Origin of the sequence: Janthinobacterium sp. PAMC25594, assembly GCF_019443505.1 — a bacterium.
Taxonomy (GTDB): Bacteria; Pseudomonadota; Gammaproteobacteria; order Burkholderiales; family Burkholderiaceae_D; genus Janthinobacterium.
Window position 1 is genome coordinate 5998582 of record NZ_CP080377.1, and the last position, 19188, is coordinate 6017769.

General features: G+C 50.4%; 13 protein-coding genes and 1 pseudogene. 5 read left to right on the forward strand and 9 right to left on the reverse strand.

All coding sequences use genetic code 11. From position 1 onward, the window contains the following. Positions 1 to 6 precede the first annotated feature (6 nt). The 3 genes from KY494_RS26865 to KY494_RS26875 are packed head-to-tail and all read left to right on the forward strand — an operon-like array spanning position 7 to position 5547. Positions 7 to 2109 carry a peptidase domain-containing ABC transporter gene (locus tag KY494_RS26865; RefSeq protein ID WP_219888855.1) on the forward strand — a complete coding sequence of 701 codons (2103 nt, stop codon included), beginning with the start codon at positions 7 to 9 and terminating at the stop codon, positions 2107 to 2109. 34 nt (positions 2110 to 2143) lie between these two features. Beyond that, positions 2144 to 3295 (forward strand): cupin domain-containing protein, encoded by a 1152-nt coding sequence (locus KY494_RS26870; protein ID WP_219888857.1) that lies wholly within the window; start codon positions 2144 to 2146, stop codon positions 3293 to 3295. 2 nt (positions 3296 to 3297) lie between these two features. Then, positions 3298 to 5547, forward strand: a complete 2250-nt coding sequence (locus tag KY494_RS26875) for a S41 family peptidase (RefSeq protein ID WP_219888859.1) — start codon at positions 3298 to 3300, stop codon at positions 5545 to 5547. Between the two features lie 262 nt (positions 5548 to 5809). Here the strand turns inward: KY494_RS26875 and KY494_RS26880 are convergent. Further along, positions 5810 to 6888, reverse strand: a pseudogene (locus KY494_RS26880) (IS3 family transposase); the annotation flags it as partial. A gap of 116 nt (positions 6889 to 7004) precedes the next feature. Between KY494_RS26880 and KY494_RS26885 the strand changes: the two are divergent. Further along, positions 7005 to 8261 (forward strand): IS4 family transposase, encoded by a 1257-nt coding sequence (locus KY494_RS26885; protein ID WP_219888860.1) that lies wholly within the window; start codon positions 7005 to 7007, stop codon positions 8259 to 8261. A gap of 173 nt (positions 8262 to 8434) precedes the next feature. Here the strand turns inward: KY494_RS26885 and KY494_RS26890 are convergent, their stop codons facing one another. The 4 genes from KY494_RS26890 to KY494_RS26905 are packed head-to-tail and all read right to left on the reverse strand — an operon-like array spanning position 8435 to position 13851. Continuing rightward, positions 8435 to 8857 carry a TetR family transcriptional regulator gene (locus KY494_RS26890; protein WP_219888861.1) on the reverse strand — a complete coding sequence of 141 codons (423 nt, stop codon included), beginning with the start codon at positions 8855 to 8857 and terminating at the stop codon, positions 8435 to 8437. Next, complete coding sequence (locus KY494_RS26895; protein WP_219888863.1) at positions 8847 to 10934, reverse strand: integrase; 2088 nt, start codon at positions 10932 to 10934, stop codon at positions 8847 to 8849. Before KY494_RS26895 ends, KY494_RS26890 begins: the two co-directional genes overlap by 11 nt. Continuing rightward, positions 10931 to 12658 carry an integrase gene (locus KY494_RS26900; protein ID WP_219888865.1) on the reverse strand — a complete coding sequence of 576 codons (1728 nt, stop codon included), beginning with the start codon at positions 12656 to 12658 and terminating at the stop codon, positions 10931 to 10933. The genes KY494_RS26895 and KY494_RS26900 overlap by 4 nt, the downstream gene beginning before the upstream one ends. After that, positions 12655 to 13851 (reverse strand): tyrosine-type recombinase/integrase, encoded by a 1197-nt coding sequence (locus KY494_RS26905; protein ID WP_219888866.1) that lies wholly within the window; start codon positions 13849 to 13851, stop codon positions 12655 to 12657. Before KY494_RS26905 ends, KY494_RS26900 begins: the two co-directional genes overlap by 4 nt. Positions 13852 to 14130: 279 nt before the next feature. Between KY494_RS26905 and KY494_RS26910 the strand changes: the two genes are divergently transcribed. Continuing rightward, positions 14131 to 14457 carry a chemotaxis protein CheW gene (locus KY494_RS26910; protein ID WP_219888867.1) on the forward strand — a complete coding sequence of 109 codons (327 nt, stop codon included), beginning with the start codon at positions 14131 to 14133 and terminating at the stop codon, positions 14455 to 14457. A gap of 38 nt (positions 14458 to 14495) precedes the next feature. Here KY494_RS26910 and KY494_RS26915 read toward each other — a convergent pair whose 3' ends face one another. From KY494_RS26915 to KY494_RS26930, 4 genes are all read right to left on the reverse strand, one after another. Continuing rightward, the gene (locus KY494_RS26915) at positions 14496 to 16490 is read right to left on the reverse strand and encodes an ATP-binding cassette domain-containing protein (RefSeq protein WP_099763078.1); all 1995 of its coding nucleotides are present in this window, start codon (positions 16488 to 16490) and stop codon (positions 14496 to 14498) included. 138 nt (positions 16491 to 16628) lie between these two features. Further along, the gene (prmB, locus tag KY494_RS26920; protein WP_219888869.1) at positions 16629 to 17519 is read right to left on the reverse strand and encodes a 50S ribosomal protein L3 N(5)-glutamine methyltransferase; all 891 of its coding nucleotides are present in this window, start codon (positions 17517 to 17519) and stop codon (positions 16629 to 16631) included. 56 nt (positions 17520 to 17575) lie between these two features. Continuing rightward, complete coding sequence (gene dapE / locus KY494_RS26925) at positions 17576 to 18712, reverse strand: succinyl-diaminopimelate desuccinylase (RefSeq protein WP_219888871.1); 1137 nt, start codon at positions 18710 to 18712, stop codon at positions 17576 to 17578. Positions 18713 to 18745: 33 nt separating this feature from the next. Beyond that, positions 18746 to 19102: an ArsC family reductase gene (locus KY494_RS26930; RefSeq protein WP_219888873.1), complete on the reverse strand. Its 357-nt coding sequence runs from the start codon at positions 19100 to 19102 to the stop codon at positions 18746 to 18748. Positions 19103 to 19188 lie beyond the last annotated feature (86 nt).

Genomic DNA, 19188 nt, shown 5'->3' on the forward strand with positions numbered 1-19188 from the left:
AAAACGATGTCAATTTTTGAAAAAATTTCCCTGGGGAAATCCTCTAAAACTCCGCTTATTTTGCAAATCGAAGCTGCTGAATGTGGATTGGCATGTTTGGCAATGATCTCAGGTCACTATCAAAATCATTTAGATTTATCCACTATGAGAGGAAAATATACGTTTTCCTTGAAAGGAGCGTCGCTAGCACAGGTGATTCATGTGGCCGAGAAACTTAAATTAGGAACACGTCCAGTTCGGTTAGAAATAGAAGATCTTCCAGAGTTACGCCTGCCATGTATTTTACATTGGAACTTTAATCATTTTGTAGTTCTGACAAATGTATCGAAAGATCGAATAACGATATTAGATCCAGCATTCGGTGAGCGAATAATAGGTCGGGCCGAAGTTGGCCTTTCATTTACGGGAATCGCATTGGAGTTATGGCCCAATCCTGAGTTTGAGAAGAAAAATCCGGTTGCTCGCGTGCGTTTGAGGGATCTTATTGGATCAGTGCATGGTTTAGGAAAGTCACTATTTCAAATTCTACTGCTAGCATTTGCAATTGAAGCTTTTTCGCTAATAAGTCCATTCTTTATGACATGGGTTATAGATGACGTAGTCCTGAGTCATGATAAATCTCTTCTGCAAGTTTTGACATTTTCATTTTTAATATTACTTATAATGCAAGTATCTATTAATACCATGCGTTCATGGTTGATAATATTTATGTCCACCTCTATAAATTTGCACTGGCGATCAAATATTTTTTCACATTTGCTGAAACTACCGATCAATTATTTTGAAAAAAGAACCTTGGGTGATGTTGTTTCTAGGTTCGAATCCATAGATCAAATACAAAGAACTTTAACCACTTCATTTTTAGAGGCTCTCCTCGATGGAGTAATGGCGACGTTAACACTATTTTTGATGTTTTACTATAGCCCTAAAATGGCTTTAGTATCCATATCAACTGCAATTTTGTATGGAATTATTCGATGGATTTGGTTTTATCCTACCCGCATAGCCAATGAAAAACAGATAATTTGTTCAGCGAAGCAGCACACGCATTTCTTGGAGACCGTTCGTGGAGTAAAAGCGATTAAACTATTTTTAAAAAATGAAGGTAGACGCGCTGCTTGGCTTACGCTCGTAACAAACGAAATTAATGCCGGCTTACGGCTTCAAAAACTAAATCTATATTTTCGGGTAGTGAATTCGGTTGCATTTGGAGTTGAGAATTTATTAGTCGTTGCATTAGGCGCGGTATACGTAATGGAAGGCTCGTTTACGATCGGCATTTTAATTGCTTTCATGGCATATAAAAACCAATTTTTAGGTCGTGCAAGTTCTCTTATTGACAAGGCGTTGGAGTTCAAAATGTTGCAGGTTTATGGCGAGCGGCTAGGCGATATTGTGCTCACTGAACCTGAGAATTCTGAAGTTGACGTAGTTTCCTGGCAAGGTATTGAGCTGGTCCCATCCCTCTCTGTGAGAGGTCTCAAATTTAGGTATGGTGAACAGGAACCGTGGATATTGAATGGGGTCGATTTTGATGTAGCGTCGGGTGAGTCTGTCGCGATTGTAGGTCCGTCCGGATGTGGAAAATCGACATTGATTAATGTGTTGATAGGAACATCAACAAATAGTAGAGGAAATATTTATATCGGCGACCAAGATATAAAGAAGGTGGGAGTGAATTCGTTCAGGGAAATCGTTGGCACTGTTCTGCAAGATGATGTACTTTTCGCCGGCTCGATCCAAGATAATATCAGTTTTTTTGATCCCGATGCTGACTCAAATTGGATTGAAGAATGCGCAAGTATTGCTGCGGTTTTGGAAGATATCAAAGCGATGCCTATGGGCTTCAATTCACTTGTGGGAGATATGGGAACGGTTCTTTCTGGTGGTCAGAAACAGCGTGTGTTATTGGCTCGAGCCTTGTATAAAAGACCAAAAATACTTTTGCTTGATGAAGCTACTAGTCATTTAGACGTCGCCTGTGAGAAAAAAGTGAATTTAGCGATATCTAAATTAAAGATGACGAAAATAATTATAGCTCACAGGCCTGAGACAATCGCATCTGCAGACAGAGTATTAGTAATGGAAAATGGAAAGATAAAAATCTAACAGATTTGTTTAAATAAATTATAATAGGAATGATATGTTAAATTTTGGAATGACAAAAGATATTTTCTTCAGTGATTTTTATGAAAAAAAGCCGTTTATAAAACGTGGTGGATACATTTCTAAGTCTATTGGATGGGATGAGGTAGATAAATGTCTATATATTGCCGAGAGTATCGGGGCAAATCTTAGAGTGCACAAAAATGGATTTGTTGAAGATTCTGCGTACATGGAGGTTTGTTCAGAGTTGGGATCTGTTAAAAACAAGTTAATAAAAATTAATTTAGCTCAATTACTGGGTGCCGGTGCATCGATTATATATAATCGGATGGAGATATCTTCCCTTGAAATCCGATCGCTATGTAATCAGGTATCCCGATTTTCTGGTGCTGAAGCCGTTGCAAACGGATATATCTCTTTCGGAGATAAGGAAACATTTGGTAATCATTGGGATACGCACGATGTGTTTGCAGTACAACTGTTGGGACGAAAGCGTTGGTTAGTCTATGAGCCCACTTTTCCACTTCCGTTGCCCGGCCAAACAAGTTTGAATTGCAAAGGTGATTGTCCTAGTGAGCCAGTAATTGATGAGATTCTTGAGGCTGGGGACATTTTATATATTCCTAGGGGGTGGTGGCATACGGCTGTTCCTCTTGATGAAGAGACTTTTCATGTTGCAATTGGTACCCATCCACCTAAAATTATTGATTATATAAACTGGATTTCGAAAAATTCTCTCCCAGATTTACTGTCTTGTCGAACATCTATCCGATTAGACGATTTTAGTGCTGATAGTATGAAAAATGTAGTGGGTGATTTAGTTTCTCTTATGTTGGATGCATCCAATATACGAAACTTCCAAGAGAGTGCCGTTAGAAATGAACGATTCTCATCTGATTTTGATATATCCCGGAATTTTAGAAAGAATTCTTTGTCCGAGGTCAATAATGGAATATATAGTTTGAATTCAAAATTTCGTGGAAATCTCATAAAGTCAGCTGCGACTGTGAATGGGGTGTTTGTGAAGCAGGAACCGTTGGTTAAAAGCATAATTGAAATGCTGGCAGATTCAGAAGGTTCAATCTCTTTTGATAATTTCTGCTTGAGTAATGAAAAATATTCAAAACAGGAGGTTAGGATTGCAATTGATGATTTGTTGCATCGTGATATTGTTCAGAAGGTTAATTAATAATGAATATGGGTTATTCTCTGGAAAATTATCGTGTTATTAAATTAATAGATAGTAGATTTATTTTATTTATTTTTTCATTTTTTTTTTGCTGTCCGCCTGCTATTTCTGCCAAGTCAGATTTACTTGATGTGGCTAGATTATGGCGCGACATAAATTATGGCCATCCTAATCTGGCAGAGGATAGGAGAATCTGGGATGTTTCCTTGATAGATGCAATACCGAAAATAGCTGCCGCTGATAATTTAACTTCGTTGGAGTCGGGGATTCGATCGCTAATGAAACCTCTTTCGGATCCTGGGGTTCGGGTTGGTTCTGACCTACCAGACGAAAGTGATCTTGTGCAACGAAGAGAAAAATTTAAATTGATTGAGTGGATTAACCCGACTACTGCATTAATTAATTTGCATATCGGACACCCGTTAAGCGAGTCGGAATTTGAAGAAGCATTATTAAATTTGAGAAAATCTAACAATCTAATAGTTGATATTAGACCGTCTTCATATAATGAATTTTCGGTTGATAATTTATTGATAAAATTAATTGAAGATTTAATTTCAAAGGAAATAGATATTCCAGCAGAGCAATATCGATTCAGTAGTGGGGAACGACCTATGGTTGACAACGTACAGTCTGGTCTTTACGGCGGTGCAATTACATTAGACACTCGCCGTATTTTTCCAAGCGCTTTTGCCAGGAAAAAAAATGTCGTATTTATAGTTAATGACGTCGGAATTATACCAAAAGCTCTTATCGCTATGCAAAAGCGCGGCAAAGCTGTTGTTATAGCAGAATTTGATAAGAATTTTCCAAGAGCCGACCCAGTAGCTACATCCTATATCGGTCCCGTTCGTGTGGAGTATTCTTCAGGACGATTAGTGGATAGGGAGGGGGTCATATCCTTCAAGCCAGACATTATATTGAAAAAAAATAGAGATGCTGGTAAATCGAGTGTTTCAGTTAAAATTGCGTTACGTTATTTTGGAAAAATTCCATCTCCATATAAATCTCGTGGCGGCCAGTTATTTCCAATCGGCACGGAAAGATCTAAATATCTTGCTGCTCCCTATCCATCAATCGAGATACGACAGTTAGCGGCGATAAAGCTCTGGGCAGATATAGACCAGTACAGTCCGACAAGGGAAAGTCTCGGAATATCTTGGGACGAGGCGCTGATTCAGTGTTTGAATGAAATGGAGATGGTCAATAGCGAGCTTGATTATGGAATTGCTCTCCAAAAGATGACTGCAAAAATTGGTGACAGCCATGTGCGCGTATGGAGTAAAGCCTTAAATAAATATTGGGGTCAAGGCGATTTGGGGGTGCAGTTAAGATTTATTGAAAATTCTGCAATCGTGACTGGATTAGATAATGCCTCATCCGAGGAGAAATCCTTATTTCAGATCGGCGATGAGATACTGGAGGTCAATGGAATAAAAGTTGAGAGCCAGCTAAAACGTATTTTGCCATTGGTGTCCGGTTCGACGAATGAGCGCCGAATCTTTGATGCATTAGGAAAAATGCTTAAAGGATCTGTGAATGATAACCTGAAAATTACGATAAAAAGGGGTGTGGAAAAGCGCCAGATTGATTTAAGTAGACGGGAGGTGAAGGATACGTCCAATTCCGTGAAGTCCTCCCCTTCCACCGTGCGGTTTCTTTCGGAGACAGTCGCATACGTTGATTTGGCAAAATTAGAAAAAAGAGATGTTGATTCTATGTTTTCTAATATCGAGAAATCAGATGGTGTTATCTTCGATTTGCGAGGATATCCACTTGGTACCGCTTGGGAAATTGCTCCGCGATTGAATGTGCGTGACACATACGGAGGACCAAATATCTTGCAAAATTTTATTACTGCCTATTCTGGCGTAGAAAAATTAAAAATTGGCTATACTCAAAGTATTAAACGTACTGATAAGTCTATCTATCAGGGAAAAGTTGTTGTGCTTATTGATGAGGGGACTATTAGTCAAGCTGAACAATCTGCTTTGATGTTTGAGGCAGCAAATCCTGTGACATTTGTAGGAAGTCGTAGCGCTGGCACAAATGGGGATATCCGACACATTGTGCTTCCCGGGAGCGTAACAGTTTCTTTCTCAGGTTTTGAAGTACGTCATGCGGATGGGCGGCAGCTACAGCGTGTCGGGGTCCAACCAAGCATTATTATAAAGCCCACAATAAATGGAATCCGATCTGGGCGTGATGAAGTTTTGGAGGGCGGCGTGCGATTTCTTCAAACTAGACAATAGAATTTGATTCAATCGCGGTCATTTTTACACAATTGTGATGGTTGTCTGGCCAGGTCTTGCAGACCTTCGGTATGCGTTGACTGCTGCGGGGAGTGGTCCAGGGTTCTGTCGCATTGTTGATCAAACGGCGGAATCTTTCTGGGAGATGCGAACCGGCTTCTGGTCATCCACCAGGCAATGAGTTCCAGTCTCGATATGCCGAAGCAGATCGAGGTCGAGGGGTAATCCCCCCATTTTTAACGTGGGCTTTGAGTAGAGGCGATGCGGCAAGTGCGAGTTTCTGTTTCGGGGTAATACCGCCGATGCCCGTGTTGGGTCGGTCGTGATTGTAAGTCCATAGCCAGCTGGTGGCAAAATCTTGGATCTCTTCGAGCGAATCAAACAGGGGGTGCGCCAGCCAATCATAGCGCACCGTCCGGTTGTAGCGTTCAACGTAGGCGTTCTGTTGCGGCTGTCCTGGCTGAATAAATTCGATGTGAATGCCGCGCTTCTTGGCCCAAGCCAGCGTGACTGCGCTGATGTATTCCGGCCCATTGTCGCAGCGAATCATCCGGGGCTAGCCGCGCCATTCGATGACCTGGTCGAGCGATCGAACAACGCGCTCGGACGGCAGCGAAAAATCCATGTCGATCACCAAGCCTTCGCGATTAAAATCATCGATCACGTTGAACAGGCGGATGCTGCGACCATCGCTCAATTGGTCGTGCATGAAGTCCATCGACCAGACCTGATTTATCGCCGTGGGAACAGCTAGAGGCAATGGCCGTTCGCGCACAAGACGCTTGCGCGGCTTGACGCGCAGGTTCAATTCGAGTATCCGGTAGATCCTGTAGACGCGCTTGTGGTTCCATTGAAAGCCCTTCACATTGCGCAGATATAGGAAGCACAGGCCGAAGCCCCAGTTGCGCTGATTGGTGGTCAGACGGACCAGCCAGTCTGCGATTACCTCGTTCTTGGCGTTGAGCTTGGCCTGGTAACGGAAGCAGGTCTGGCTGATGTCAAACGCCAGGCAAGCAAGGCTGATCGCTGCGCGCCCTTGGTCGACTACCCAGCGCGCCATCTCACGACGCTGAGATGGCGCTACCACTTTTTTGCGAGGGCCTCGGCGACGATCTCAGCTTTGAGGCGCTCTTCGGCGTACATCTTCTTCAGGCGCTTGTTCTCTTCCTCCAATTCCTTCATACGGGCCATAAGCGAGGCATCCATGCCCCCAAACTTGGCTCGCCACTTGTAGAACGTGGCCGTACTCATGCCGTGTTCGCGGCACAGTTCTGGGATGGGGGAGCCAGCCCAATCCACCCAAGTTAAGGAGCAAGCCCGCGCAATTGCTGGCAAATCAATGAAATAGTGCTTGACGTGGCACTGGCTTTGCGCGGCCGCCGCCTTGCTGACCTCTCTTTTTTCGACAGCGGCAAGGCGGCGGCCAATGAAGGTCTTTTGATCTTCATTGGCCTTTCATGTCGCTCGCTTCCTTGCTGTCCGATTTCTCCGATCATCTTCAATCCGAGCAGTTCCGTCTTGCCGCCCGCCATCCTGATCATCCGACAGCGTTTCAACGGCGCCGCAAACTGCCGCTACCGTCCTTGGTGGCGCTCATGCTTACCGGCATGCGCAAGAGCGTGCAAACCGAACTTGATGAATTCTTTGGCCATCTGCAACAGCAGGCGCAACTGACGCACCAGGTGAGCGCACAGGCTTTCGCTCAGGCACGCTCAAAACTTGCTACCACGGCCATGCCAGAGCTTAACGACTGGCTCATTGCTCAAGCACAGCAGCATGGCTACCTGCCGCGCTGGCACGGTTTCAGGCTGGTCGCCGCTGACGCCTCGACCGTTCGCTTTGGCTTGCGCGCCAGCCATGTCAAACGTGCCGCCGTGGCCGATCAGCTGGTGTTTGGCTTGTTTCTGCCCGGTGCCGAATTGATGCTCTCGGCCTCGCTATACAGCACCGACGTCGGTGAACGCCAGATGCTGTTCGAACAGCTCGACCGGCTTGGCAAGGATGATCTGCTGTTGCTCGACCGAGGCTACCCATGCTATTGGATGCCTGCCGTATTGAACCAGCGCCGCATTGCCTTCTGCATGCGTGTCGAGCAGGCGCGCGGTGGCGGCTTTCCGTGCGTCAATCAGTTTCTGAAGTCGGGGCTGCAGGAGCAGATCGTCACGCTGCGGGCGCCGGATCGACGCGATGCGCTTGACTATGAATGTCCCATTGCGCCGCAGACCGTGCGCCTGATACGCCACGTTGCCTCGACCGGCAAGGTGCGTGTTCTGATGACCAATTTACTGGACGTTGAACAATTCCCTGCCGCATTGTTCGGAGACCTCTACCACCAACGCTGGCGCATTGAGGAAGCCTTCAAGCGCCTCAAACACCGCCTCCATCTGGAGCACGTGACGGGACTGTCACAGCAGGCCCTGATGCAGGATCTGGCCGCCAAGGTACTATGCGATAACCTGCAGGCGTTGGCGAGCTGTGCTGCCGGCCAGCAAGATACATTGCCGACGGACAGACGCATCAACCGCGCCTATGTCCATTCGGTGCTCAAGCCGCTCTTGCCATCGTTGCTGCTTGGGCTGGCAGCAGCCCACTTGCTTGCCGACGCGCTGGCTCTGATCGCCAAGCGAACGTTTTTACATCGCCCAGGACAATCAAGGTCACGGCAAACCAACGCCTACAAGCCCCATAAACACATGGCCTACAAGGCTGCTTGATGGCAGCCTGTTGCTTAACTTGGGTGGATTGGGAGCCAGCCTCAGCCTGCTTGAGGATGGCGATGATCTGGCTGTCGGTGTAACGGGAAGGCTTCATGCAGAACTTTCAAAAAATCATATTTAGAAAATTCTACTCATTCCCACGCTTGTTCGCTGGGGGGATTACCACCGAATCAAGTCTTTTTCCGCACACTGCCTTTGCCGATCACCGTTACTTTATTGTTGGCGTTCTGTTCATGTAGTGCCGCCTTCAATATGTTGATCTCTTGAGCCATGCGCAGGTTGATAATTGCTATTTTGCGCAACGCTTTCTCACTTTCATTGAATTGTTTACGAACTTCGCTGATTTTCCGACGCATCTCACCAAGCTCTGTCTGTTTCTTTTCTACATCTGCCTTGATGCCTTCTTTTTGAAGTTTTCGAATTTCATCAGCGAGTTTAGGGTAGCGATTGTGAATCGTTGCGTTGCTGATGCCGGCTTCATCAGCGACGGCAGCAATGCTCAGTTTTCTATTTGGTTCGATTCGTTTCTGTTTCCCATGGCGGATTCGAGCAATTGAAAGCTTGATCTCGCGTTCGGTATTCTTAGTCGCCATCGATTGATCTCTCAAATTGGTGGGGTGCGATAGTCTGTCCCAAATTTTCCAGAACATCTTCTGCTTCGCGAATATGTGCCTTCGCTCGCTCCTTTGCAGGAACACCCATGTCAGGCCAGTCCAGTGCCTCGATTTGCTGTTTGCGAATTTCACTCCAAATTCCAATGTGGCTTTGGTCAATCACACTTTCGCTGCATCTGACGCATCGAATTGCATCGTATAACCCCTCACCGCCACATCCTGACGCGGTGGCCAGGCACCAACTGTGGCCGGTTCCGCGAATGAAAACTCCGTCGCCAACTGATTTTGCCAAGGCGATTGGGTCTTTGGCCGTTTTCACACTACCACGCTGGCGAAACTGGATGATATGAGGGCCGCGGCCCCCGGCCAGCGGCTGGTCACCACTCAGCCAGTTAGAAAATACCGTGGCTTGGAGCTGATCCCTGGCGGTGAGGGTGGACTCAAGTAGAGAATCATCAAACAGAGGGTCACTTGCATAATAGAGGGTCATATCAATCGACCAATGCTTAAAATGGTGCCGTAGATACCGTACGTCACCAAGCATATTGCGAGCGACAAAAATGGCGAAGGATCGCCTGAACTGGTGTGTGGCAAGTGGCCATAGTTCGCCAGGGCGTATTCTTTTACGATCTCTGATTTCATCAAGATCCTCTTGCTCAACGACCAATTCAAAATGTTGTACTAACGCTTTCATAGAGCTGTTTGAGGTCCCATTGTCAAGGCTCCTTGGGCCCATTGCTGGTCCGAGCCAGTCAGCGAACAGGTTGTTGCGCAACTTCGATAATTCAATAATCCGAATGGCTCTGGCACGGTTGGCGTCAGGTGTAGCATCGTCTCGTGGAAGCCCTTTCAGGTGGTGAAGTTCGATTTCCAATAGATCGTTTAGGGGTGCCGCGAGACGGGCCGCAATTTTGACTGCGTTTTCCACTATCTCAGGCACCATCCATCGTGCTGGCTTCGGATCAGCTTCGAGTTTGAATGTTGTGCCAGATAGCCAGCAATACTCTTCGTTGTCAAATCCGAGAGATCGGTAAAAGGATCCAGTTTTCAGTGAGCACAGCTCTGAATCGCGCATCCCGCTGAACTGCGCACAGACGACATAGCAGCATGATCGTAGTAGAGTCAACTCAGAAAAATATTGCTTAATGGAACCGAGTTTGTGCTTTTTTCGAAATGGTTCAAATAGCGTCCTAACGCGATCGCTGATTTCTTTTTGAGTTTGATCATAGTCCGCCGGCTTCTGATTCTTCAATTTATGGTTGAATCGGAGGTCGAGATAATGACGGGCGCTTTGACCCGCTTTGTTTCGTAGTGACATGAATTCATCAAAGATCACAAGTATTTCTTCGGCACGTTGTTCGATGAAATCTAATGAAGATTTTCCCAGTTTAATATACAAACGTCGAGGAATGATCTCGGTAGTTGCGTCACGATACCCTTGACGGCGGCTCATACCCATTAAAAGAAGGGAGCTTTGTTCGGGCCAAGGGTGTTCTGGAAGAGCATCTTCGAGAAAATCTCTGAATTCAAAAAATTTGTAGACGATGTCGAGAGACTTGGCGCCTGTTCTGGTGGATAATCCTTCTCTAGCGACCTTATCTTTTATGTGAAGTACATAGCGCATACATTGCACTGGTGACATATTTTTAAAGCAGGTTATGCCATTTTCCGTCATCCATGACAATAATGGTTTGATAGTTGACCATTCGCCGACCAGAGTTGCAGCAGATATGAATATTTTAGAAGCTTGTCCTCTTTGCACCCATCTGACATACAGATATGCTTTGACGGACTCTAGCAATGACACGTGGTGAGGATGAAGCAGAGAGGTACCGTCCGGCAATGTGTAATCGAAATCAATTAGAGCAGCATTTTTCGAAGCATTTGATCTTTGCAAATAGCTGGTGAAATTCCACGTACTATCGCCGTACGAAGAAATTGAAACGTAATGACCATCCTCAAATTGGAAACCAGCGATGCTCAGAAATTGGCGATCGCCCGCATTAAGGAGGTGTATAAGCGCCCCAAGAGGTCGGATTGGTTGAACATGGCTCATTGGTCTACTGCCATTCCTAACATGCTCCGGTCACGCCACATCGGATGCGGGGATGTGCGTGCACGCTCCTTTTCTCGCGCCACGGTTGAGTGGGGGAAGTTGGGAACAATACTATTATCGATTTCACGGATGACCCAGCTATACACGTTCTTCCACCTCGTACGGCCGAGTATTCTACGTTCCTTGAGTAGCAACCAGTAGAAGCTAAAGAGCCTGTGTAGGTCAGACTCCATGACGACCTGATTCGGGCATCTGAAGCAATGTAGGAACCGCGTGCAGACGTCTCGGCCGTTGCGGGGTGAAAAACGACCATGCATATGGTCGGTACAGCGGCCGACGCCAGTATTGGCGTCGCCGTGCAGTATTTGGACCGCTCGTTCGATCGGTACCTTCATTTGTTTCGCGAACGTTTCAGTAAAATCGGTACTTTCAACCGTACCGTCGAGAGTGGCATGAAGTACCAGCCCGAGAAATTTATGATTCCGTTCCATCTCTGGAGTCACTGCTAGATAGTGTGAATCTGTTATGCGGGGAAGGTTTCCAAGTAAGTCGGCGGTTCTAAGTAAATTCCCGCCCGACAGGTCCCACATTCTCTGTCCAAATGTCTTCCGAAAACGACTAACATTTAGTACGATTGGCATGCTGGTGCCATCCGGACGTGATAGATCCGCGACCAGGGTGTGGCGATTGACGAATCGATGGATGCTTATCGCGAGGGTTGCGTTATTGAGTAGAGTAACATCGGTTTTACCTTTGCTCGGCAATAGCCATAATCGAGACCTGATGTCTGGAGCAGCGGATTCCCTGAATATTGAAGTGAAGGCGATGACTTCATTTATAAGGAGTGTGACATTGGATGGGACGGATGTTGAAACTCCGTTGAGCTCTCCAAATCTAAAGGCCATCGTATGCTTCTTAAATCCTCTCCGTTTATAAAGTTCAAGAATCATCATGTCATCCCGTAGTGGATGCGGGTGTAGGCTATCTAATGTCATTTCCAGTAGTGGAGTGGTATTCCGGCCAGATCGGATAGCAATTAGCATGAAATAAATAATCAATCTATCCTCCGGATTTCCCTCAAAGCTGCCTGACCGGATATCGAGCAGATCAGCTCCGAGGCATCCAACAACCTGCTCCATTTCTGCCTTGCTCAAAGCCTGCTGTCCATGGTAGGCTCGTTTTACGTTAGGAAATGGGTTCAGCGGAAAGATATCAGGCGCAACTCTCCCCATCCGTACAAGTTGCATGAGAACTGACTTGGTGGCGGAATAAATTGCCTTTACTGATGTGTACCGGATCTGAGTACCTGAGAGTCGGGATGGTCTCCGCCTCAACCAATCTATGTAGTGGTTGATATGGGTAGTAGTGATTTGGCGAGGTGTGACGATTGGCTTTTGTTTGAGCAGAAGTTCATCTAAAAAAATAAACCAATGTCGTATGCCGGATCGACAAAAATTCAGGATTGTAGAATCGGTGGCGCCGTCTTGTTTTAAATCCCAGACAGCCTCTTTGACGAGCTCGACAAGATCATTTCGATCCGCGTGGACAACCACGCCAATTGGGTTACCTTCTAGATCTACTTGTGGCTGGTCCACGTACTTCCAGCGCCGGAAGTCGATCACTGCTCCGCGCGCCTGAATCATCCATGATCTACCTTCGACGGAATGCAGTTGAACAACATTCGGTGATGATAGTGCTTCAGCGTAAGTTTTTTTGGTTCTCATGTGTCGGCACTCCTTGAAATCATGGTATCAAGTTGTACTTGATAATCATTCAACTCATTGTCGTCCATTAGTTCAATACAATGGAGATAGACGCTCGTCGTCTGAAGTGAATTATGGCCAAGTCGATCACGGACCCACGCGAGCGCTTGGGCGGTCGGCATACGCGTACTCTGATGATACAGTTCCAATGTTGCGAAGGTGTGCCGAAGCATGTGAGGCGTGACTTTGAATGTGAGGGCCAGTCGCCCCGTGTTCAATTGTCGATACGCATTATTCAACGCTTTTTCGCTAAAGTCGTTGCCGAATTTGTTTAGGAAAACCGAATGCTGTGTTGTCTTTGCCTTTTGCCACCGCAGATTCGCCCGCCTTGCACCTTCTCCGAAGTTTAAATAGTCAAATAGTTCGCGCATCAATTGCCAGGTTACGAAAACCGTTCGAGGTCTGCTGTTCTTGAGATCCATGTCGCTTGGACTAAGATCGATGCGAATTCTCTTTCTGTAATTCAGCCCAGTAGGATCAATTACATATTTTCGCGGAAAAGTACGGCACTCTTCGTTCCGCAACCCTGACTGGAGCATCAAGATCGTCATCAAACGAAGGGTCGGCGTCCTGCATCTGGAAAGCAAAATTCTGCTTTGATCGAGCGACAGCAATTTCGGGGGTTCTTTGAAGACCTTGAGACGAACATCGTCTTTTTCCACGTATCTTGCGCCATGGGTATGGCGTAAGAAATCGGTGTGCCCTTCGGGAGCTTTATGTAGTTCGGAGTCCCACGGCACATCTTCAATCAGCCCTCGTTTCTTCGCCCATCGGTAGAATCCGATAAGGCATGTCAGTCGCTGATTAATTGTGGAATATTTAAGTTTGCGAAGACCTGCCCCTTCGGAGACAAGCGCCATAGACCAGTTTCGATATGATGCCAATGGGCTTATACGCTGACCAGTTACTGCGCTTCTGGTGTCTTCGTTCCATTGCCTGGAATTTGCCTCCAGCCAAGAAAAATAGTCATACATGGCTTCACCATGGTTGCGCCATGTCTTTGGGCTTCTGGTTGCTCCCCTTTCGGCGGCAACGTAGAGCAAGTAGTCGTTTGCGATATTGACCAGTTCGCAATAGTCGTCGACAAGGAACGGAATGTCCGGGGATGATCCTCCTCCTACGCAAAATGTCTGATCGGTGAAGAACAATTTCATGTGTAGAAATTCAAGGATACTTCGCGCAACGACCTATGGGTCGCCTCTTTGTGGGGAAGTCGTGCATATCGCTGGATAACATGAGGGTGTTGCCCACACCTGCGCACCGCTTACCCACATGCCCAAGGGCGTGGCACTAGGATGTCCATGCGTTTCCTGACGCTCTTTGTTTGTATTACCAGTTTTTTAGAAATTCTCCCACAATCCCGCGCCTAAGTGTTTGTTTTTTAGCAGAACTCAGGTGTAACAAAGACATGGTTACCCTTCTCGGAAGGGGAGGTGCTGCGCAGCGTGGCCGTCTCGCGCGGCGTGATCATCCCCATCGTCGACATGCGCGCCGCGTTCGGTAGCGCCCAGGGTACGCCCGACCCGTCCACCGACGTGATCATCTTGCAGCTGAGCAATGGCGTGATGGGCATGGTGGTCGATGGCGTCACCGATATCGTCAGCCTGGCCGCCAGCGACATCGCCGCCGTGCCCGGCCTGGGCGCGGCGGAAGCCGATTATCTGCTGGGCCTGGGCACGGTGGCGGGACGCAGATTGATCCTCGTCGACATCGACCGCCTGATGGCCATCCGCAGCCCCGGCCCCATGCAGGCAGCCTGAAAAAAAAGACGACCCGGAGGTCGTCTTTGTGTTGTGCGTTAGCCGAGTTTCTCTAACTGATCCTGCAGATCGAGCCATTCCGCTTCCAGCTGCGCCAGGTCCTTGGTGAAGAAGGTCTGGTCGGCCAGCAACTGCTTCAGCTTGGCCTTGTTGGCGGCGTCGTAGATGGTCGGCTCGCCCAGCTTGGCTTCCGTTTCCGCCTTTTGCGCGTTGCGCTTGGCGATCTGCTCTTCCTGGCGCTTGATCTTGTTTTCGATCGGCTTGCGCAAGGCGGCGGCCTTCTGGCGGTCTTCCGCTTCCTGGCGCTTGTCGCGCACGGGCGCGGCAGGAGCGGCGGCCGCTACCGCTACCGGTGAGACGACAGGGAAGTCCGTCTTGTTGGCCTTGCCGGCGGCCGGCAGCACATCGGTACCTTTACCCAGCTTGGTCTTGAACAGCCAATCCTTGTAGTCGTCCAGGTCGCCGTCGAACGGTTGCAGCTTGCCGTCGGCCACGATGATGAATTCGTCGGTGGTGGCGCGCAGCAAATGGCGATCATGGGAAACGACGACCAAGGTGCCTTCGAACTGCGCCAGCGCTTCCGTCAGTGCTTCGCGCGTTTCCAGATCCAAGTGGTTGGTCGGTTCATCGAGCAGCAGCAGGTTCGGACGCTGCCAGACGATCAGGGCCAGCGCCAAACGGGCTTTTTCGCCGCCCGAGAATGGGGCGATCGAGGCGGTGACCATGTTGCCGGGGAAGTTGAAGCCACCCAGGAAGTTGCGCAGTTCCTGCTCGCGCACGGTAGGGGCGATCTTCGACAGATGCCACAGCGGCGATTCGTCGTGGCGCAGCATTTCCACCTGGTGCTGGGCGAAGTAGCCGATGTTGAGGCCCTTGCCCATGGTGGCGTCGCCCGTCAGCGGCATCAGTTCGCCGGCGATGGTCTTGATCAGGGTCGATTTGCCGGCGCCGTTCTGGCCCAGCAAGCCGATACGCTGGCCGATCTGCAGCGAAAACTTGATGCCGTTGACGATGGTTTTATGCGTGATTTCGCCCGTCGCTTCGTTTTCGATCTTGTAGCCCGCGTCGACGTCTTCCATCACCATCAGCGGATTCGGCGCGCTCAATGGCTCGCGGAATTCGAACGAGAATTCGGCGGCGGCGCGCAATGGCGCCAACTCTTCCATCTTCGCCAGCGCCTTCATGCGGCTTTGCGCCTGGCGCGCCTTCGAGGCTTGCGCCTTGAAGCGGTTCACGAACGATTCCAGATGGGCACGCTTGCGCTGCTGCTTTTCCAGCGCGCCGGCGGCCAGGATCATCTGCGCCGCGCGCTGGCGCTCGAAGCTCGAATAGTTGCCCGAATAGCGTTTCAGCTTGCGTTCGTCGATATGCACGACCACGTTGACCACTTCATCGAGGAAGTCGCGATCATGGGAAATGATTAATAAGGTGCCGGCATAGCGCTTGAGCCAGTCTTCCAGCCAGATGATGGCGTCCAGATCCAAGTGGTTGGTCGGTTCATCGAGCAGCAGCAGGTCGGACGGGCACATCAGCGCTTGCGCCAGGTTCAAGCGCATGCGCCAGCCGCCGGAGAAGCTGGCGACCGGTTGCTGCATCTGGTCCAGCGTGAAGCCCAGGCCCAGCAGCAACTGTTCGCCGCGCGATTGCACGGTATAGGCGTCGGCATCGGCCAGCGCGCTGTACATGTTGCCGATGGCGATGCCGTTTTCCGTGCTTTCCGGTTGCGACTCGAGATGCGCCAGCTCCGCTTCCAGTTTGCGCAGGGTGATGTCGCCATCGATCGCGTAGTCGAGCGCGGCACGGTCCAGCGGCGGCGTTTCCTGCGCCACGTAAGCCACGCGCCATTTGGCGGGGAAATCGATCTCGCCCTGGTCAGGGTGCAATTCGCCACGCATCATGGCGAACAGGCTCGATTTGCCCGCGCCATTGGCGCCGATCAGGCCGATCTTGTCGCCCGGATTGAGGGTGACATCGACTTGTTCGAGCAACGGTTTGATGCCGCGCATCAGGCTTACTTGTAGGAAACGTATCATTTTTTTCTTTGTAGAGGCTGGGGTTTAACCCTCGCCGTAAAAACATCGTGTAGGTCGGATTAGCCCGAAGGGCGTAATCCGACGGGTGCCGCACAGGCATGTCGGATTACGCTACGCTAATCCGACCTACCAAGTCGATTAAACCAATTTGAGCTGCTCGGCCGTCAGCAGGAACACCATGTCGTCGCCGGCGCTGGTCGTCAGCCAGGTCAGGCCCAGCTCGCCGAAGGCCGCTTCCGCGTAGGCGCGTTCGTTGCCGATTTCAATCATCAGGATGCCATCGTCCGTCAGGCGTTCGGCCGCGCCGGCGATGATCTTGCGCACCAGGTCCATGCCGTCGCTGCCGCCGTCGAGGGCGATTTGCGGTTCGGCCAGGTATTCCTGGGGCAGCGTGCCCATCGACGCGGAATTCACGTACGGCGGGTTGCTGATGATCAAATCATATTTCTTGGCCGGCACGTTGGTGTACAGGTCCGATTCGATCAGGGTCACGCGATCCTGCAGCTTGTACGTGTCGACGTTGCGCTTGGCCACGGCTAGCGCGTCGGCGGAAATGTCCACCGCGTCCACTGCTGCGTTCGGGAAGGCGTCGGCCATCATGATAGCCAGGCAGCCCGAACCGGTGCACAGTTCCAGGATGTTTTCCACGGCTTCCGGTTCCGCCACCCATGGCGAAAAGTATTCAGGGATCAGTTCGGCGATGAAGGAGCGGGGCACGATCACGCGCTCGTCGACATAAAAGTTGTAGGTGCCCAGCCAGCCTTCCTTGGTGATGTAGGCGGCCGGCACGCGGTCGATGCTGCGGCGGTCGATGACCGTCATCACGTTGGCGATTTCCGACGGCAGCAGCTTGGCGTCGAGAAACGGTTCGAGCTTGTCGAGCGGCAACTTCAAGGTGTGCAGGATCAGATAGGCCGCTTCGTCGAACGCTTCGGCGCTGCCGTGGCCGAAAAACAGCTTGGCGGTATTAAAACGGGTAACGGCGTAGCGCAGCAGGTCGCGTGGCGTGGAAAACGGGTTCGGGGTCATGGCATTCTCGAAAAGACGGTGTTCTGGCCCGCCGTGACGGGCCTCGGTATTCTGGTTCAGACGGGCAGCAAATGCTCCAGCGTGCGCCGGTAAATATTCTTCAGGGGATCGATGTGGCGCAGTTCGATGTGCTCGTCGATCTTGTGAATACTGGCATTGGGCGGCCCGAATTCTATCACTTGGGGGCAGATTTGCGCGATAAACCGGCCATCCGAGGTGCCGCCCGTGGTCGACAACTGCGTCACAATGCCCGTTTCCGCGTGAATCGCGGACGACAGCGCATCGCTCAAGGTGCCGCGCGGCGTGAGGAAGGGCAGGCCACTCAGGGTCCACTGCATATCGTATTGCAAGTCATGCCTGTCGAGGATGGCGTGGACTCGTTCCTGCAGGCTTTCCGCCGTGCTGGCCGTGGAAAAGCGGAAGTTAAAGTCGATCACCATGTCGCCCGGAATCACGTTGTTGGCGCCCGTGCCCGCGTTGATGTTGGACATTTGCCACGATGTGGGCAGGTAATACTCGTTGCCCGCATCCCATTTCTCTTCGACCAGGTCGGCCAGCGCCTGCGCCGCTTCGTGGATCGGGTTTTTCGCCAGGTGCGGGTAGGCGATATGGCCTTGCACGCCCTTGATCGTCAGCCGGCCCGACAGCGAACCGCGGCGCCCGTTCTTGATCATGTCGCCCAGCTGCGCGCTCGACGTCGGCTCGCCCACCAGGCAATAGTCGATCTGCTCGCCCCGTGCCTTCAGTTGCTCGCAGACGATGACGGTGCCGTCCGTGGCCGGGCCTTCCTCGTCGCTGGTGATCAGAAAGGCGATCGAGCCCGTGTGGTCGGGCGTGGCGGCGATGAATTCCTCGCAGGCCACCACCATGGCGGCGATCGACGTCTTCATGTCGGCCGCGCCACGGCCGTACAGCTTGCCGTCGCGCTGCGTGGGGATGAACGGCAGCGAGCGCCATTGCTCGATGGGGCCGGTCGGCACCACGTCCGTATGGCCGGCAAAGACGAACACGGGGGACGTCGTGCCACGGCGTGCCCACAGATTTGTGACGTCGTTCGACTGGATCGTCTCGCAGACGAAGCCCAGCGGCGTGAGGATGTCGATCAGGTGCTGCTGGCAGCCCTTGTCATCGGGCGTGACCGAGGACAGGGCGATCAGTTTTTCGGTCAGGGCGAGGGTTTTGGAGGTGGTCATGGTGTAGAGCGGGTGCTTCTGTCTAAGTAAAAATTACAGCCCGAAAATGGCTGCGTACTGTACATCTGAAAACGCCACGCTGAACTTGCCATCCTTGTCCAGCACGGGACGCTTGATGATGGACGGGTTTTCCAGCATCAGTTCCAGGGCGCTGGCCGCGTCGGTGATCGATGCCTTGCGCTCATCGGACAGGGCGCGCCAGGTCGTGCCTTTCCTGTTGACCAGCACATCCCACGGCAATTGCCGCAGCCATGCCTCGACGGTGGCGCGTTCCAGGCCCTGCTTTTTGAAGTCGTGGAAGGTGAAATCGAGTTGCTGCGCAGCCAGCCAGGTGCGGGCCTTTTTGACGGTATCGCAATTGGGGATACCGTAGAGTGTAATGGTCGTCATGGGTAGGGCCAAGGGGGAATGAATGCGGTTCGCTTGATCGCGGCGCTTGCGCCAGGGAAAAATGCGATGGTAGCCGCCATTATACA

Excerpts from the sequence above, each read along its gene's own strand:
- KY494_RS26865 (WP_219888855.1), top strand. The coding sequence starts at position 7 with ATGTCAATTTTTGAAAAAATTTCCCTGGGGAAATCCTCTAAAACTCCG.
- KY494_RS26870 (WP_219888857.1), top strand. The coding sequence starts at position 2,144 with ATGTTAAATTTTGGAATGACAAAAGATATTTTCTTCAGTGATTTTTAT.
- KY494_RS26875 (WP_219888859.1), top strand. The coding sequence starts at position 3,298 with ATGAATATGGGTTATTCTCTGGAAAATTATCGTGTTATTAAATTAATA.
- KY494_RS26885 (WP_219888860.1), top strand. The coding sequence starts at position 7,005 with ATGTCGCTCGCTTCCTTGCTGTCCGATTTCTCCGATCATCTTCAATCC.
- KY494_RS26890 (WP_219888861.1), bottom strand. The coding sequence starts at position 8,857 with ATGGCGACTAAGAATACCGAACGCGAGATCAAGCTTTCAATTGCTCGA.
- KY494_RS26895 (WP_219888863.1), bottom strand. The coding sequence starts at position 10,934 with ATGAGCCATGTTCAACCAATCCGACCTCTTGGGGCGCTTATACACCTC.
- KY494_RS26900 (WP_219888865.1), bottom strand. The coding sequence starts at position 12,658 with ATGAGAACCAAAAAAACTTACGCTGAAGCACTATCATCACCGAATGTT.
- KY494_RS26905 (WP_219888866.1), bottom strand. The coding sequence starts at position 13,851 with ATGAAATTGTTCTTCACCGATCAGACATTTTGCGTAGGAGGAGGATCA.
- KY494_RS26915 (WP_099763078.1), bottom strand. The coding sequence starts at position 16,490 with ATGATACGTTTCCTACAAGTAAGCCTGATGCGCGGCATCAAACCGTTG.
- prmB (WP_219888869.1), bottom strand. The coding sequence starts at position 17,519 with ATGACCCCGAACCCGTTTTCCACGCCACGCGACCTGCTGCGCTACGCC.
- dapE (WP_219888871.1), bottom strand. The coding sequence starts at position 18,712 with ATGACCACCTCCAAAACCCTCGCCCTGACCGAAAAACTGATCGCCCTG.
- KY494_RS26930 (WP_219888873.1), bottom strand. The coding sequence starts at position 19,102 with ATGACGACCATTACACTCTACGGTATCCCCAATTGCGATACCGTCAAA.